Source organism: Rickettsia honei RB (assembly GCF_000263055.1).
Lineage (GTDB): Bacteria > Pseudomonadota > Alphaproteobacteria > Rickettsiales > Rickettsiaceae > Rickettsia > Rickettsia rickettsii.
Genome location: NZ_AJTT01000001.1, coordinates 71586 through 87266 on the forward strand (window position 1 = coordinate 71586; position 15681 = coordinate 87266).

The window sequence follows — 15681 nt, forward strand, 5'->3', positions numbered from 1 at the left end:
TCTACTAAATATGCTCCCTCTCTAATCAATTTATTTGTACCTTGACATTTTGGATCTAAAGGGAAGCCGGGAACAGCAAATATTTCCCTATTTTGTTCAAGTGCAAATTTTGCAGTTATTAATGAACCGGATTTTAAGCTTGCTTCTACTACCACTACTCCTAAGGCTAGTCCCGATATTATCCTGTTACGTTGTGGAAAATGTTTTCCAAGCGGGGTAAAGCCGATAGGTAACGCATAATATTAAACCTTCTTCTGCTAAATTTTCAAATAGTTTTTTATTTTCCGGTGGATATATATGATCAATACCGCCTGCAATAACTCCGATAGTTTGAGAAATTGCAGCTTGGTGTACGCTGCTATCTATTCCTCGTGCTAACCCTGAAACGGTTATATAACCTTCTTTTACTAAATCATTTGCAATTTTATGAGCAAAGCTTCTTCCGTTTGCAGCAGCGTTTTTGTACCTACTATTGCAACGCATTTATATAGTATGATTTAATAACTCTATGTTATTATAGCTTAATATTAGCAGTGGATCATAAATTTCAAGTAATAATTTTGATATTCCGGAGATTTATATGTGATGATCTTAGCATTGTCTTTTTCGAGAAGCTCTAACTCTTTTTCAGCATCGCTTTTACTGAAAAATTTAATTGGTTTTGACTTTCCGCCTCGCAATGAAAAATCCGGAACGTTATCTATGGCAGTTGCTACATCACCAAATAATTTAATTAAACTAAAGAAAGTTTTAGGACCGATATTTCACTCCTAATAAGACGTAAAATATTAATTGTTTCAATATTATAAGATATTTTAGGAGCAGAAAATAATTCTTTCAACATTATTTAGGGTTATTTGATATTGCGTTAGTGCTGTATGTCATTCCTGCCTAGGCGGGAATCCAGTCAAGCATATAAAAATTTGTGTTTTTATATGTTTATTTTGTTAAATATGTAATTGTTTATCAATGTTAAGGTTATTTTTTGCTGGATTCCCGCTTTCGCGGGATATGACATCGAACAATGCAACAACACTAGACAAGCCACGGTAGGACAGTTTTCCACTTTAATAACACAGTAGCAATATATTACAGCTTCTCTGCATGTGAGCTTAAATAATGTGCTATACCTTCATGTGATGGAGTAATTGCTTCCTCACCTTTATGCCAGCCGGCAGGACAAACTTCGCCGTGCTTTTGATGATGAGTTAAAGCATCGATTACTTTTAATGTATAATTAATATCACGACCGATAGGTAAGTCGTTAACTAGCATGTGACGTACTATGAAATCCTTATCGATTAAAAAAGTTCCACGCAAAGCAACACCGTCTTCATTAAGTACATTATATTTTGAAGAAATATCCTTTTTTATATCGGAAACCATGGGGAATTGTACTTGTCCAAGCCCGCCTTTATTATGCGGAGTATTTTTCCAAGCTAAATGGCTAAAATGAGAATCAACACTAACAGCTACTACTTTAGTACGTCTTTCGGTAAATTCACCAAGCTTATTGTGAAATGCTATAATTTCCGATGGACAAACAAAAGTAAAATCTAGGGGATAAAAAAATAACACTATATTATCCCCTGCAGCATAATTGCTAAGTTTAAACTTATCGTCTATATTATTATTAGGCATAATAGCTTTAGCTGTAAAATCCGGAGCAGTTTTGCCGACAAATACTGACATATTCATAACCTTTTATTAATTAATAATCTAATATGATATATAAAACTAATTATTATTACAATAATAAATCGTTATAAATTGCTACTTATCTATTTTCGTTCCCGAAGAAGAAGCTTTTAATTGGTTAAATATAGTTAATGCTTCGGTTATAAAACTACTCGGTTCTGAAAGATTTGCGGGTAAAATTACGGTGTTGGTATCTTTAGCCAAATTACCGAACGCACTAATATATTGCTCGGCTATTTTAAGAGCTACTGCATCACTTCCTCCCGTTTTTTGTACGGCAGTTGCGACAATCTCAATACTATTTGCCGTAGCGGTAGCGACTAAGCCTATTGCTTCAGCTTCACCTTTTGCCCTGTTAACTTGATCTGTATAAGAAGCTTCTGAATTCAGTACGATTTGTGCTTTTTCACCTTCTGCATGGTTAATTTTTGCTTGTCTATTACCTTCCGACTCTAGAATTTGAGCTCTTTTTTGACGCTCTGCCGCTACCTGCAATTCCATAGCTTTAAGTATAGTTTGCGGAGGTTGAATATCTTTAATTTCATAACGCATACATTGTATGCCCCAATTTATAGCAGCCTGATTAATAGCTGCTACAATTGCTACGTTTAAAGTTTCGCGCTCTTCAAAAGTTCTATCTAAAGGGAGTTTACCGATTTCCGAACGCATAGTAGTTTGAGCAAGCTGTGTTATGGCATAGTAAGGATTATTAACACCATAAGATGCTGCCATTGGATCAATGATCTTAACATATAAAACACCGTCTATAGATAATGTTACGTTATCGTTTGAAATAGCTGTTTGAGCGGTAACGTCTATTGCTTCTTCTTTTAAAGTATGTTTGTATGCTACTCTCTGAATAAAAGGGATGAGTAAATTTAAGCCAGGCTGCAGTACCTTATCGAATTTTCCAAGTTTTTCTACTACCCATGCTTGTTGTTGCGGTACAACTTTAACCATTTGTATTATAACTAAAATCGCTATAATACTGAAAATTAATAATGCATATTCCATAATTCAATACCTTTTTTATTTCCACTCTATATTATTTTTAATTATAAAAAAAGGATTTAAGTTAAACGGTACTTAATTATATATTTTTTTTATCATTAAAATGGGTTTTAATTACTTTGAGTAAAGAAAGAATGCTTGAATATTCTTCAAGTTGTTCATTTACATTTTTTATCTCATTTAAAGCGCTATTAAAATCTTTCTGCAATAAATACGTTTCAGCAGCTTTATTTTGTTCTAGTGTTTTAAGTAAAATACTTTGTAAAAATCTATAATAATAGTCGTCTAGTTTAGGTATATCAGACATAATAATAAATCATATAATTATTGAGTTCTTAATTTATATATAAATTTTTTAATAATTCAATAATTTTTAACTAGATTTACATATACTTAAGTCTTTATCTATTATGTCGGACTCTATATTTAAACAGTTAAGGATTGAATGAAATACATAATCATGGCTAATTTCGGTATTAGCATAATTTTTAATTGAAGATACTGATTTAGGATATTTGGCTTGAAAATCATCTGATACCCAAACTATAAGAGGTACGGTTATTTGTTCTGCAAGTAGTGGACCGCCGTGACCGTAATAACCATTTTCTCCGAGGGACTCGCCGTGATCAGATACATATAATAAAAATGCATTTTTATCTTTAAGCAAATCTATTAAATTATATAAAAAAAAATCGGTATATAAAATAGAGTTATCATAACTGTTAACTAAAGCAAGCTTATCGCAATCACTTGCATCTCCCTTAACCTTAATAGGACAGGTAGGGGTAAAATACTCAAACTCTTTTGGATATCTCGCATTATAGTTCCAATGGCTGCCGGAAGTGTGAACTACTAAAAATTGTTTCTCTGAGTTTGTTAGTATTTCTTTTATAAAAGGCAATATTTTTTCATCATGATCATTTAAAGAAAATAGGGCAGAGCCGCCCGGTACTATAGTAAAATTAACGTCATTATATATATTACTGAGGTCAAAATTTGCAAAACTCCTCATTAAAGTTTGAGTACCGATCCAGGTAGTATTAAAGCCAAGATTTGTTAAAATTGATAAAAAGCTGTTCTCTTGTCTACTATTTTCAATTTGACTTGCAGGATAACGTGAAAGTAACGACGGTACGGAAAGATAGGTAAGGTTAGAAGAAGATTTAGCTTTGAAAGAAATTAGGTTTTGAGTAGTCTTTAAGTAAGGAGTCGTATCTCTTTCATAACCGTTAATACCGAAATGATCAAATCTTGCTGATTCTCCTATAACTAAAACACCGATAATATCTTTATCTGACTTATCTATAAAGTTATATTGTTTGCTAATATCTATACATGCATAATTTTTTTCACCGAAATTTCCGGCAAAATTAAGGTAGCTATTGTGTAAATACTGAATGGGAAAATAATTTTTTAGTATCTTAAATGAAGGAGTAATAATATTATATACAAAAATAAGTAAGCAAGCGGTAGATAATAGTTTTGTTACGAATGATTTAGAATTTTCGGTGGCAAAAGATTTGAGAGTATAAAAACAGGTAAAAAGGCAAAAAATTATCCATATTATTAACTTAATGCTGGTTAATTCATAAACTTCGTTTAAATCCGTTGAGAAAAAACTACCTATTACTTGTTTAGTAGGATTGATTTTGAAGAAATAAATGTAATAACTAGCAATAGCGGATGTTATAAATAAAAACCCCACGCTGATTTTTAACACTAATCTATGTACGCTAAGACCGAAAAATGCTATAAAAGAAAATATATAAATATAGCAAAAATCTTTTGATAACTCTAATATCCCTCTAAAGATTGTTGCTTTATAATAATCAAATTTATAAATCAATATTGCGGTATTAAATAATAAACAATAAATAAAGGCTAAAATCGTCGATAATTTAATTAATTTCGTATCTAAATGTTTCTGAATAGTTTTTAGCATAAATAATAATTAATAAAGTAATTTTTATAACTATCATGATCATAAAAAATCTTCAAGAATTTTATCGGCTTTTAATACCAAATGCTCCGCTTATCGCTATTGATTACGGAAGCAAAAAATTAGGAATCGCATTATCTAATCAAGAACGTAGTATTGCTATGCCCTTAAATACTATAACCGAGATAAATAAAAAGATTGTTATTACTTCCTTGCTTAATATCATCGAGAAATATAAAGTTTGCGGTGTTATAATAGGTCTACCGATTGATATGAGCGGAGCAGTAACGGAGCAAACAAATATAGTGATGAAATTTGCTGAAGAGCTAGCAAAATCTATAAACTTGCCTATATATTTACAAGATGAAAGATTAACTACCAAAGCTGCAAATAATTTGCTTAAATCGTTTGGAGTGAAAAGAAAAGACCGTAATAATAACGATGATGCAGTAGCTGCTAGTATGATTCTTGAAACCGTGCTTGATTCTATAGGAAAGAATTGAGGAGTTGTTGTATGGATCGAAAAACCTACTCAATGTCATCCCCGCGAAAGCGGGGATCCAGCAAAATAACTTCAATATTAATATAGAAGTGGCATATTTAACAAAATAAACCTATAAAAACTTGTTTTTATAGGTTTTATTGGATGCCCGCCTACGCGGGAATGACATAAAACGGTCTATGCAACAAAGCCAAGAATAAATTACCTCCTATTTCACCGGGACAAATTTTACTAGCAGAATTTATGGAACCTATGGGGATTAGTCAAAGCAAACTTGCTCGTGATATTGATGTACCCGTTACTAGGATCAATAATATAATTAAGCATCATCGTTCAATTGCCGCTGATACAGCCCTTCGTTTGGGTAAGTATTTTAATATTAATCCTCGTTGGGAATATGCAAGACCAATATGATTTAGAGCTTGCAGAAGATGAAGGTTGGAAAATTACAGAAGTATAGAATAAGAACCTTTTCTATGGCAAGTTAATTATTTATAACTCAATATTGTTACGCACTCAAAACACTATTGTAAAGATATATTATTTATGATAGAACCGATTCGGTAAAAATAAATAAAATATACTATGAAAATATTAATTTTAGGTGTTACCGGTATGCTAGGTAATAGCATATTCAGGTTTTTAAGTAGTGATAAAAAATTTGACATTTTTGCGACAGCCCGAAACAATTCAGCTCGTTCTTACTTTTCTAAGGATTTATCCGATAAATTAATTACAAATGTAGATGTTGAGAACCATGATGCGTTAGTTGAGGTATTTAATCAAACAAAACCCGATATAGTAATAAATTGTATAGGGCTTGTAAAACAATTGGCAGATGCTAATGACCCGTTAAAAGCATTACCGATAAATAGTTTGCTGCCTCATAGGTTAGCTAATTTATGTAAACTAGCTAATTCAAGGTTAATCCATATTAGTACTGATTGTGTGTTTTCAGGAAAAAAAGGTAATTATAAGGAAAGTGATTTTTCTGACTGTTATGACCTTTACGGTCGTTCAAAATTTCTTGGTGAGGTAGATTATCCGCATGCTATCACATTGCGTACTTCCATTATAGGTCATGAGCTAGCAGGCAATAGAAGCTTAATCAATTGGTTTTTAAGTGCAGAAGGTTCAGTGAAAGGGTTTGAGAAAGCTATTTATTCAGGATTCCCGACAGTAGAGCTTGCAAGAATAATAAGGGATTTTGTGTTACCTAATAAAGAGTTGCACGGGCTTTATCATGTTGCCTCAAAACCGATTAATAAGTTAGAATTGTTAAAATTAGTAGCAGAAATATATAATAAAGACATCGATATTATTTCATCAGATGAGCTTGTAGTAGATCGCTCACTAGATAGCACTCGTTTTAATGAGGTGACGGGATATACGCCTCCTGAATGGCGTGAGCTTGTAAAGCGTATGTGTGAGTTTAAGTAAATTGTCATTGCGAATATAGGCTTGTACACGGAATCCAGCATAAAGTGAGATAAATCGAGCTTTTTATGTTTGTATTTTTTATAACTGGACCCTGTGGACAAGCCACAGGATGACTACCTTAGAGTGTTTCTCGATTGACACAATGACAGCATGAATAATAACAAAATAGGTGTATTTATATATAATGTTTGTAGATAAAACTTTAATGATTACAGGAGGCACCGGTTCGTTTGGTAATGCGGTGCTGTCTCGTTTTCTTAAATCCGGTATTATTAACGATATTAAGGAAATTCGTATTTTCAGTAGAGATGAAAAAAAGCAAGAGGATATGCGTATTGCTTTAAATAATCCGAAACTTAAATTCTATATCGGGGACGTACGCAATTATAAAAGTATTGATGAGGCAATGCATGGTGTAGATTATGTATTCCATGCCGCTGCTTTAAAGCAGGTTCCGACTTGTGAATTTTATCCTATGGAAGCAATACATACTAACGTCTTAGGTGCTGAAAATGTTTTAAGTGCTGCTATTAATAACAAAGTTACAAAAGTTATTGTACTGAGTACCGATAAGGCTGTATATCCAATTAATGCAATGGGATTATCTAAAGCATTAATGGAAAAGTTAGCAATAGCAAAAGCACGTATGCGTTCTCCAGGTGAGACTGTGCTGTGCGTTACTAGATACGGTAACGTTATGGCTTCTAGAGGTTCGGTCATTCCTCTTTTTATCAATCAAATAAAACAAGGTAAGGAATTAACCATTACAGAACCGTCAATGACACGTTTTTTAATGTCGCTTGTAGATTCGGTGGATTTAGTTTTATATGCGTTTGAGCATGGTCATCAGGGTGATATTTTCGTACAAAAATCTCCGGCAAGCACAATTGAAGTACTCGCAAAAGCGTTACAAGATATATTCGATAGTAAAAATGAAATACGTTTTATCGGTACACGTCACGGCGAAAAACATTACGAATCATTAGTATCATCAGAAGAAATGGCAAAAGCTGATGATTTAAGGGATTATTACCGTATTCCTATGGACGGGCGCGATCTTAATTATGCAAAATATTTTGTTGAAGGTGAAAAGAAAGTAGCACTTTTAGAGGATTACACTTCCCATAATACAAAACGTTTAAATTTAGAAGAAGTAAAAGAGTTATTAATGACTCTTGATTACGTACAAGAGGAGCTAAAAAATGCTTAAGGTAATGACGATTGTTGGTACTCGTCCTGAACTTATTAAACTATGCTGCGTGATTTCTGAGTTTGATAAATATACTCATCACATCCTAGTTCACACCGGTCAAAATTATGCATATGAATTACATCAGGTTTTTTTTGATGATATGGGAATTAGAAAACCCGATTATTTCTTAGAAGTAGCAGCAGATAATACGGCAAAATCTATCGGGCTTATTATCGAAAAAGTTGATGCAGTACTTGAGAAAGAAAAGCCCGACGCCGTTTTATTTTACGGTGATACTAATTCATGTTTATCGGCAATTGCCGCTAAACGCCGTAAAATTCCGATTTTTCATATGGAAGCGGGAAATCGTTGTTTTGATCAGCGTGTACCTGAAGAAATAAACCGTAAAATCATTGATCATATTAGTGACGTTAACATTACGTTAACCGAGCATGCAAGACGTTATTTAATTTTTGAAGGTTTACCGCCTGAGCTTATTTTTAAATCAGGTTCGCATATGCCTGAGGTCCTTGATCGCTTTATGTCTAAAATATTAAAGTCTGATATTTTAGATAAATTGTCACTTACCACAAAGCAATATTTCTTAATTAGCTCACATCGTGAGGAAAATGTTGATGTCAAAAATAATCTGAAAGAATTATTAAGTAGTTTACAAACGCTTATTAAAGAGTATAATTTTCCTGTAATCTTCTCAACACACCCAAGGACTAAAAAAAGGCTTGAGGATTTAGAGGAGTTTAAAGAACTTGGCGATAAAATAAGATTTTTACCAGCCTTCGGGTTTACGGACTACGTCAAACTTCAGATGAATGCATTTTGTATTTTATCCGATAGCGGTACTATCACTGAAGAGGCATCTATACTTAATTTACCTGCTTTAAATATTCGAGAAGCACATGAACGTCCTGAAGGTATGGACGCCGGAACGCTTATTATGTCGGGTTTTAAGGCTGAACGGGTACTACAATCGGTGAAAGCTATTACGGAAGAACACGAGAATAATAAACGCTTGCAAGATATCGTGCCGGATTATGCAGAAGCAGGACTTGTATCAAAGAAAATATTACGTATAGTTTTAAGTTATGTGGATTATGTTAACCATACAGTATGGTTTAAAAAGTAATCCTATTCATTATTATCATATCAAAAACATGAAATTTTTTAAATTAATAAAACTTAACACTTTATTTTTAAGTGTTTTTTTACTAATAACTCTTATATCTTCTTTTTGCTATTCCAAAGAAAATTCTTATAAAAAAATAGTTTTCCTTGTTAGTACAGAGACATTCGGCGGCAAAGGCGTATACGCAATGTATAATGAGATGAAAAAAATAGGTCATGATGTCAAAATTGTAATAGTACCTCATCCTCATCCCAATATTCAAGGAGGAATAGATACCGGGTTTATTAGTAAATTTGATGCACAAGATGTGATATATCCATGCGGTAAGTATGCTTCTTATTCAAATGTTAATACAAAATGTGAAATTTCGGAACTAAAAAATTATCAGCCGGATTTTATCTTTACGCAAAATCCTTACGAAAATTTTCAAGGCTATATATCAGAACCTTTTACGGCTGCTAATTTGTATAAGAGCTTTAGAGGAACTAAAACAAAAATTATGTATATAGTCTATGGTCCGCATATCTTTCATCAAAAAAATATTGATGATGATAAGTTATCAAGTTGCATAGAGACGGTATTTGTTGATTCAGAAAGTACAAAGGATATCTTTATTAGTAATTATAAATTTCCTAAGGATAGAGTTATTGTTTCAGGTTATCAACCATACTATGAAGTAAGAAATTATAATATTAAAGAAAAACCAAACTCGGAAACCATTTTATGGCTTCCTAGATGGGAATTATCATTTAAAAATAGAGATTTATATGAAGGAGGTTCTACTTTCTTAAATTATCACTATTTTTTCTATAATTATGCATTACAACATCCTAATATTCATTTTATTATAAGACCGCATGTTACACTATTTACCTATGCAGTCGGTAAAAGTTACTTAAGCCAAAGTGATATGGATAATATATTAAGTAGATTTAACTCTTTAAAGAATGTTACTGTTTCTGCACATGCATTCAGGTCGTTACTGGATGATATAATGGTGTCAGATATTGTAATAAGTGACGGTACTTCATCTCTTGCTGAAGTAGTAGTTGCCGATAAGCCTATAATTTACTTAAGTAATGGTTGGAATAATGAATTTAATAGCAATGCTCTATCTAAAGAATTAAAAAAATATATGTATTTTGCTTATGAGCCGCAAGATATTATTAACTATATAGAATTTATTAAGCAAAATCATTATTTACCTTATTATGAAAATAGTAGTGGCAGAAATCAATTTAAAAAGATGCTTGATCCTGTAGAAAACCCTGCTGCATTTATCGCCGAATATTTATTAAAATTATAATAGTTTAAATAATTTATGTTAGAAGAAATTTATAATGATGGAGAAAGATTAATTCTTGGGGAAACTTATGATGTTTTAGAGGTAATGCGTCATAAAAGTAGCTATAAGATTTTTAAAAAAATTATAGAAGCCGATATACTTAATAGTCCATTAATGCTAAATCAAAAAATAAAAATTTTAGATATAGGTTATGGAACGGGACACGGAACTTTCATGCTTAGCGATATATTAGGAGTAGAAATTACAGCAATAGATATCAGTAAAGAATCTATAATTTATGCTGAACAAAATTGTGGAGCATCTAATATACAATATATTAAATCTGATTTAGTTAGTTTTATTAAAAAGGCAGAAGAATATGATTATATTGTATCACGAAATGCACTTGAGCATATTGAAGATGGGTTAAATCTAGCACTTAATCTTAAGTATAAAAAACGATTAATAGTAAATGTACCTTTTAATGAACCGGAAGGGAATATACATCATTTAGTTAATTGAATTACTGAAAAAGACTTTGAATCATATCCGAACAAAGAATTTTTCTATGAAGGAGTAGATGGTGTAACTAACGACACGCATTCTGAAAAAATTCCTCCTAATTCTATAATCTGTATATCTAGTAACTCAGATTTAAAGCCTATACAACAATTATTTAACTATCCAATCTCAGCTTGGACTCTGGAATTTTTAGAAAAGTTAGGTTTGCAATCCCAAGATATATTAAAATAATTGCTGCAAACTAGAGATGCATTTAAAAATAGCGAAGAGAAACACTAAATTAAATAATACTGTAACAGAGCTAAATAATGCTTTAGAAGAAATAAAAATTTAAAAATAAACTAATTATTAGTGCAGAAGAAAAATCTATTTTTCTAAAGCTCTATAGAAAATTTAAACAATAAAACTAACATTTTATAAATTATTTTTAAAAGTTATGACAACTAGAAAAGATAAACCTCTAAATATTTATCATACTTTAGTTTCCATTATTATACCTGTCTATAATGGGGCTAATTATATGAAAGAAGCTATAAATAGTGCTTTAGCACAAACTTACAAAAATATTGAAATTATTGTTGTTAATGATGGTTCAAAAGATAATGGAGAGACAGAACGTGTAGCATTATCATATGGTGATAAAATACGCTATTTTCATAAAGAAAACGGAGGTTGCGGTTCGGCCTTAAATTACGGTATAAAAAACATGCAAGGGGAATATTTTTCGTGGCTTAGCCATGATGATATATATTATCCTAATAAAATCGAGCATCAAGTTGACATATTAAATAAATTAGATAATAAAGATACTATCATTTACGGTGGTTATGAATTAATCGATGAAAAAGGCAACTCTCTACGTTATATTAAACCGGATAGTGTGCTACCTATAAATAAACTTAATATTTCTTTATTACCTTTATTACGAGGATTAATACATGGTTGTTCGTTATTGATTCCTGCTAAATATTTTCATGAAGTCGGTATATTTAATGAGGCTTTACCGACAACGCAAGATTATGATTTATGGTTTAAAATTTTCCGTGTTGCCCCTATTCATTTTGACGAATCTATCCTAATTAAATCTCGTTTTCATTCAGAGCAAGGTAGTAAAAAAATATCAAATCATAACGAAGAATGTAATGTATTATGGTCATCGTTTCTTCACGAGTTAACAGAAGAAGAAATGATCAAAATGGAAGGTTCTCCTTATTTATTTTTAACTCGTACAGCTACTTTTTTATCCAATCATACTCCGTATAAAAAAGCCTGTGATTTAGCAAATACTATGGCTAAACAAGTACTAAATGATACTAAAATTAGTGTTATTATACCGGTATATAATAGAATAAATTGGGCAATTGAAGCTATAGAAAGTGTACTTATTCAAACACACAAAAATTTTGAGATACTTATAATAGATGATGGGTCGACTGATGATATATCAGAATTAACTGCAATATGCAAAAAAGATAAAAGAATAAAATATTTTCATAAAAAAAATGAAGGACCTGCTGCTGCACGTAACTTAGGTATTAAAAATGCTATAGGAAAATATATTGCTTTCCTTGATTCGGACGATTTATTTTATAAGGATAAAATAGAAATCCAATTAAAGTTTATGGAAGAAAATAATTTTATATTTTCTCATACTTCATATCAAAAAATAAATGAAAAAGGAAAATATATCGAATCTGTTCATTCTGGGCTTTTTAGTGGCAATGTTTTTCCTCAAGTCATACAAACTTGTCCAATAGCAATGCCGACAGTTATGGGAACTTTGACATTATTTCAAGAAAATTTATTTCCTGAAAATATAAGAAGCGGTGAAGATTGTTGTTTATGGATATCTATTGCTAGTAAAAACTCAATAGGCGGTATAGACAAAGAATTGTCTAAAGTACGAATTAGCGGTGGTACTAATACGTTTATGGACCCAAATAAATATTCAGTAGGTTTAATAAATATTACTTCTTATGTTCTTAATGATTCTTATTTAAGTAAATTTAGTCCGTTTACTATTAATTTGTTATTAGCAGCTGTTACACAATTAAGATTACTAGAAAATAAAAATGAAGACTATAAAAAAAGTAATATTTCTTTTTTCAAAAATAACTATGTAATTCAAAAAATACGAACCTATTGCTTTGTGACAAAAATTTTGATTTTATTAACTATTACTTCTATAAGGCAAGAAGGAATACGTGCAACAATCTCTAGAATACAGAGATGGCTTAAAAAGCATATATAAATAACTATTCCTCAAATATCTTAACTTTTGAGCCATCACCAATTTTAGTCATACCTTCGGTAACGACTAAGTCACCTGCTTTAATATCGTCAGAGATAATTTCAATTAGACCTTCTGTACGTGTACCGATTTTTACATATAATTGTTTTATCGTATAACCGTCTATTTTATAAATAAAATTACCTTGATTATTTCGTTGAATACAACTTTCAGGAACGGTTAGGTTTTTATGAGGGTTAATTATAAGCATAACATCTACAAAGCTATTATGCAGGATTTTTGTACCCATAGGTAAAATAATTTTAGCTGTTAAAGTACCATTATCTGATAAGTAATGCGATACTGCCCCGATTGTACTTTTAATTTTTCCTGCAATTAAAACTTCAGTATCGACGCCAACTTTTCCGCTTAAAGACTCCGGCAATTCAATAAAAATACTTTGTGAGTTTTCTGTTCCGGTAATGCTAAAAAGATAGTCACCTATTTTTACTTCATCGCCGACCATAGGCTTAATTACGCCTATTTTACCAGAGTAGGGTGCAGTAATTATCATATCATTATATGTTTTTAGAGCTTTAGAATAATTAAATTTTGCATCTTCAAGTTCGCTTTTTGACCTTTTATATTCCTCGTTGCTTACAAATTTTTTAGCGAATAAAGCTTCTTTTCTATTATAATCTTCTTGTTTTGTATTTAATAACGCTGCTGCTCTAGATTTAGTGGTTTCTGCTATGTTTTTATCTATAACTAGCAATATATCCCCTTTTTTTACTATTTCTCCTTGATATGCTGAGACTTGTTCAACTACTCCGGTGGCATTGGCATAATAATCACGACTATTATCATTCTGGCATTGCCCTACAATATTAAATATGTCGTAAAGTTCAGCAATTTGTACTTTAGTTGCTTTTACTTCTGTAATTTTTTCTTCTTCCTTTTTACTTGCCATAGTAGAAAGCGAGATAAGTAAGGTAAAAAGAACAATAAGTTTTGCAGACATCATATATTATACTCTAAGGTGCATAGGTGTCATCTAGTAGTTTGTCCACGGCATCTAGGAAAAGCAACTAAAAGTATATGTTGTTGTGACATTTTTAGCTGGATACTGTGGACAAGCTACTAGATGACAAAGTATGCTTTTTCAGTTCCTCATCCGTTAACCATTTATATTCTTTTTCTAGAATTTCAAATCTAATTTTTTCTAATTGTGCATCAAGAACAGGTTCAGGAACGATAGCAGAACCGGTAAACTCAAATCCTTGATAGTTAATTTTTAGTTTCTTACAAATTTCTTGTAATGATAATAAATTTTCTTCTATATCATCGATAAATATTATTGATTGTGGATAATAATTTGTTTTTCGTAATACATACTCAAGCGTGCTTCCTTTATCATATTCCGCAGTGTAAATTATTCCGTCTTTTAATGTAGGTTTACCGTAACCGGCATTAAAATCTTCTATTATTATCTCATCTTCTAAAGGTGAAAATTCTTGAAAATTTACCTTTAATTCAGTGAGTTCACGAATTCTCCATTCGATCATATCTTCAATTACGCCGAATTTACCGGTAGGAAGTTTAGTAAGACCCATTGCCGGTACATTTTTTTCTGTAAGTAGAGCAAATATCGTTAAGATATTTGGGTTAACAAAGCTAGCTTTCCTATCTTTAAGAACAATACTAAGTAATAATTCACATTCTTTTCTAGTAAGTCTTTTTTCAATGTTCTTCATTAATTCTTTTCTATAATCATGTGTTAACCTAGATTCATCACTATCCATTACAATTACTTCATCTACATCAAAAAGCACCAAGCTAGTATTATCGGCTTGTTTTACCGCTTCTATAACTTCTTTAAAATCATGAACTTTATTTATGTTGCTATACATATTTATTGTTTATTTAATATTACTTAAGAGTCTAATTACTTCTTCTAAGGAATTTGTCATTACCTTTAAATCTTCTTCTCTAGATAAATTATGGTGACCGTCTTTAATTAGCTTCATTACTATTTGTTTGCTCGTTATTTTTTCTAATAATTTTACTGAAACATTATAAGGCACGTCTTCATCTAACATCCCATGAATGAGATGTACCGGTATATTTATATCAATCTGTTTCTTTGTCAATAATAAATGTTTTTTTGCATCTTCTATCAGTTTATAGCTTATAGGATATTTATGCTCACAATTTTTACCGCTTACTTCTAGTATTCCCTCTTTTTGCATCTTATTTTGATCATTTAGAGATATATTTTGCCAAATATTTTCAGTACAATCTGGAGCAGGGGCTACACACACAAGTCCCTTTATTTTATCAGGAAATCTTAAAGCCGCAAGAAGTGCTAGCCATCCTCCTATGCTCGAACCTACTAATATCGCCTCTGTATTAATTAATTTATCTAAAATTAGTGATACTCCTTCTAACCAATCACTAATTGTTTGATCCTTAAATTGTCCTGATGCGTTTCCATGGCCGAAATTATCAAAAACAATAAAATTATAATTGTTTTTTTTACAATAATCTATTAAATAGATAGCCTTAGTTGATTGCATACTAGACATCAAGCCGTGTAAAAAAATTACAGATGGAATATTTGTATTAATTATTCTATAATTATCATAGACAATAAATTTGTCTTGTGTTTTATTATAAAGTTTGTGCATTTTAAATAATTATTTTAATAGATTGAGATTT

The 15681-nt window shown here is 31.1% G+C and carries 17 protein-coding genes and 1 pseudogene; 8 read left to right on the top strand and 10 right to left on the bottom strand.

What is annotated here, in order from left to right; all coding sequences use genetic code 11:
* Nucleotides 1-59: 59 nt before the first annotated feature.
* The 7 genes and pseudogenes from WSW_RS1000000113445 to WSW_RS0100425 form a co-directional block, all read right to left on the bottom strand.
* Nucleotides 60-227: pseudogene (locus WSW_RS1000000113445) on the bottom strand (DNA-processing protein DprA); the annotation flags it as partial.
* A complete protein-coding gene (locus WSW_RS01000000107730) occupies nt 187-483 on the bottom strand; it encodes a DNA-processing protein DprA (protein ID WP_050542967.1) in 297 nt (98 codons plus the stop codon). The pseudogene WSW_RS1000000113445 and the gene WSW_RS01000000107730, both read right to left, overlap by 41 nt.
* Before the next feature lie 44 nt (nt 484-527).
* Nucleotides 528-761 carry a DNA processing protein DprA gene (locus tag WSW_RS1000000113730; RefSeq protein ID WP_324602859.1) on the bottom strand — a complete coding sequence of 78 codons (234 nt, stop codon included), beginning with the start codon at nt 759-761 and terminating at the stop codon, nt 528-530.
* Nucleotides 762-1089: 328 nt separating this feature from the next.
* Nucleotides 1090-1692: a peroxiredoxin gene (locus WSW_RS0100410; RefSeq protein WP_012150652.1), complete on the bottom strand. Its 603-nt coding sequence runs from the start codon at nt 1690-1692 to the stop codon at nt 1090-1092.
* Nucleotides 1693-1773: 81 nt separating this feature from the next.
* Nucleotides 1774-2712 carry an SPFH domain-containing protein gene (locus tag WSW_RS0100415; protein ID WP_016916641.1) on the bottom strand — a complete coding sequence of 313 codons (939 nt, stop codon included), beginning with the start codon at nt 2710-2712 and terminating at the stop codon, nt 1774-1776.
* Between the two features lie 76 nt (nt 2713-2788).
* Nucleotides 2789-3016: a hypothetical protein gene (locus tag WSW_RS0100420; protein WP_014273371.1), complete on the bottom strand. Its 228-nt coding sequence runs from the start codon at nt 3014-3016 to the stop codon at nt 2789-2791.
* A 66-nt stretch (nt 3017-3082) separates the two neighbouring features.
* A complete protein-coding gene (locus WSW_RS0100425; RefSeq protein ID WP_016916642.1) occupies nt 3083-4651 on the bottom strand; it encodes a phosphoethanolamine transferase in 1569 nt (522 codons plus the stop codon).
* Nucleotides 4652-4686: 35 nt separating this feature from the next.
* On the opposite strand from WSW_RS0100425, the gene ruvX reads away from it, so the two are divergent.
* From ruvX to WSW_RS0100465, 8 genes are all read left to right on the top strand, one after another.
* Nucleotides 4687-5151, top strand: coding sequence for a Holliday junction resolvase RuvX (gene ruvX / locus WSW_RS0100430; protein WP_016916643.1), 465 nt, complete (start codon nt 4687-4689; stop codon nt 5149-5151).
* 251 nt (nt 5152-5402) lie between these two features.
* Nucleotides 5403-5564, top strand: coding sequence for a helix-turn-helix transcriptional regulator (locus WSW_RS1000000110020; RefSeq protein ID WP_014364600.1), 162 nt, complete (start codon nt 5403-5405; stop codon nt 5562-5564).
* A 171-nt stretch (nt 5565-5735) separates the two neighbouring features.
* Entirely contained in the window at nt 5736-6590 is an 855-nt protein-coding gene (locus WSW_RS0100440) for a dTDP-4-dehydrorhamnose reductase family protein (RefSeq protein WP_016916644.1), read from the top strand.
* 184 nt (nt 6591-6774) lie between these two features.
* Nucleotides 6775-7800 (top strand): UDP-glucose 4-epimerase, encoded by a 1026-nt coding sequence (capD, locus tag WSW_RS0100445; RefSeq protein WP_016916645.1) that lies wholly within the window; start codon nt 6775-6777, stop codon nt 7798-7800.
* Nucleotides 7793-8926 carry a non-hydrolyzing UDP-N-acetylglucosamine 2-epimerase gene (wecB, locus tag WSW_RS0100450; RefSeq protein ID WP_012737023.1) on the top strand — a complete coding sequence of 378 codons (1134 nt, stop codon included), beginning with the start codon at nt 7793-7795 and terminating at the stop codon, nt 8924-8926. Before capD ends, wecB begins: the two co-directional genes overlap by 8 nt.
* Nucleotides 8886-10232, top strand: a complete 1347-nt coding sequence (locus WSW_RS0100455; protein ID WP_016916646.1) for a hypothetical protein — start codon at nt 8886-8888, stop codon at nt 10230-10232. The genes wecB and WSW_RS0100455 overlap by 41 nt, the downstream gene beginning before the upstream one ends.
* A gap of 15 nt (nt 10233-10247) precedes the next feature.
* Nucleotides 10248-10733, top strand: coding sequence for a class I SAM-dependent methyltransferase (locus WSW_RS0100460; protein ID WP_016916647.1), 486 nt, complete (start codon nt 10248-10250; stop codon nt 10731-10733).
* Nucleotides 10734-11169: 436 nt separating this feature from the next.
* On the top strand, nt 11170-12984 hold the full coding sequence (locus WSW_RS0100465; RefSeq protein ID WP_016916648.1) for a glycosyltransferase family 2 protein: 1815 nt from the start codon (nt 11170-11172) through the stop codon (nt 12982-12984).
* Between the two features lie 4 nt (nt 12985-12988).
* On the opposite strand, the gene WSW_RS0100470 is transcribed toward WSW_RS0100465, so the two are convergent.
* From WSW_RS0100470 to WSW_RS0100480, 3 genes are all read right to left on the bottom strand, one after another.
* Nucleotides 12989-13987, bottom strand: coding sequence for an efflux RND transporter periplasmic adaptor subunit (locus tag WSW_RS0100470; RefSeq protein ID WP_016916649.1), 999 nt, complete (start codon nt 13985-13987; stop codon nt 12989-12991).
* Between the two features lie 91 nt (nt 13988-14078).
* Nucleotides 14079-14873, bottom strand: coding sequence for a DUF2608 domain-containing protein (locus tag WSW_RS0100475; protein WP_016916650.1), 795 nt, complete (start codon nt 14871-14873; stop codon nt 14079-14081).
* Nucleotides 14874-14882: 9 nt separating this feature from the next.
* Nucleotides 14883-15650 carry an alpha/beta hydrolase gene (locus tag WSW_RS0100480; protein WP_016916651.1) on the bottom strand — a complete coding sequence of 256 codons (768 nt, stop codon included), beginning with the start codon at nt 15648-15650 and terminating at the stop codon, nt 14883-14885.
* Nucleotides 15651-15681: the final 31 nt, after the last annotated feature.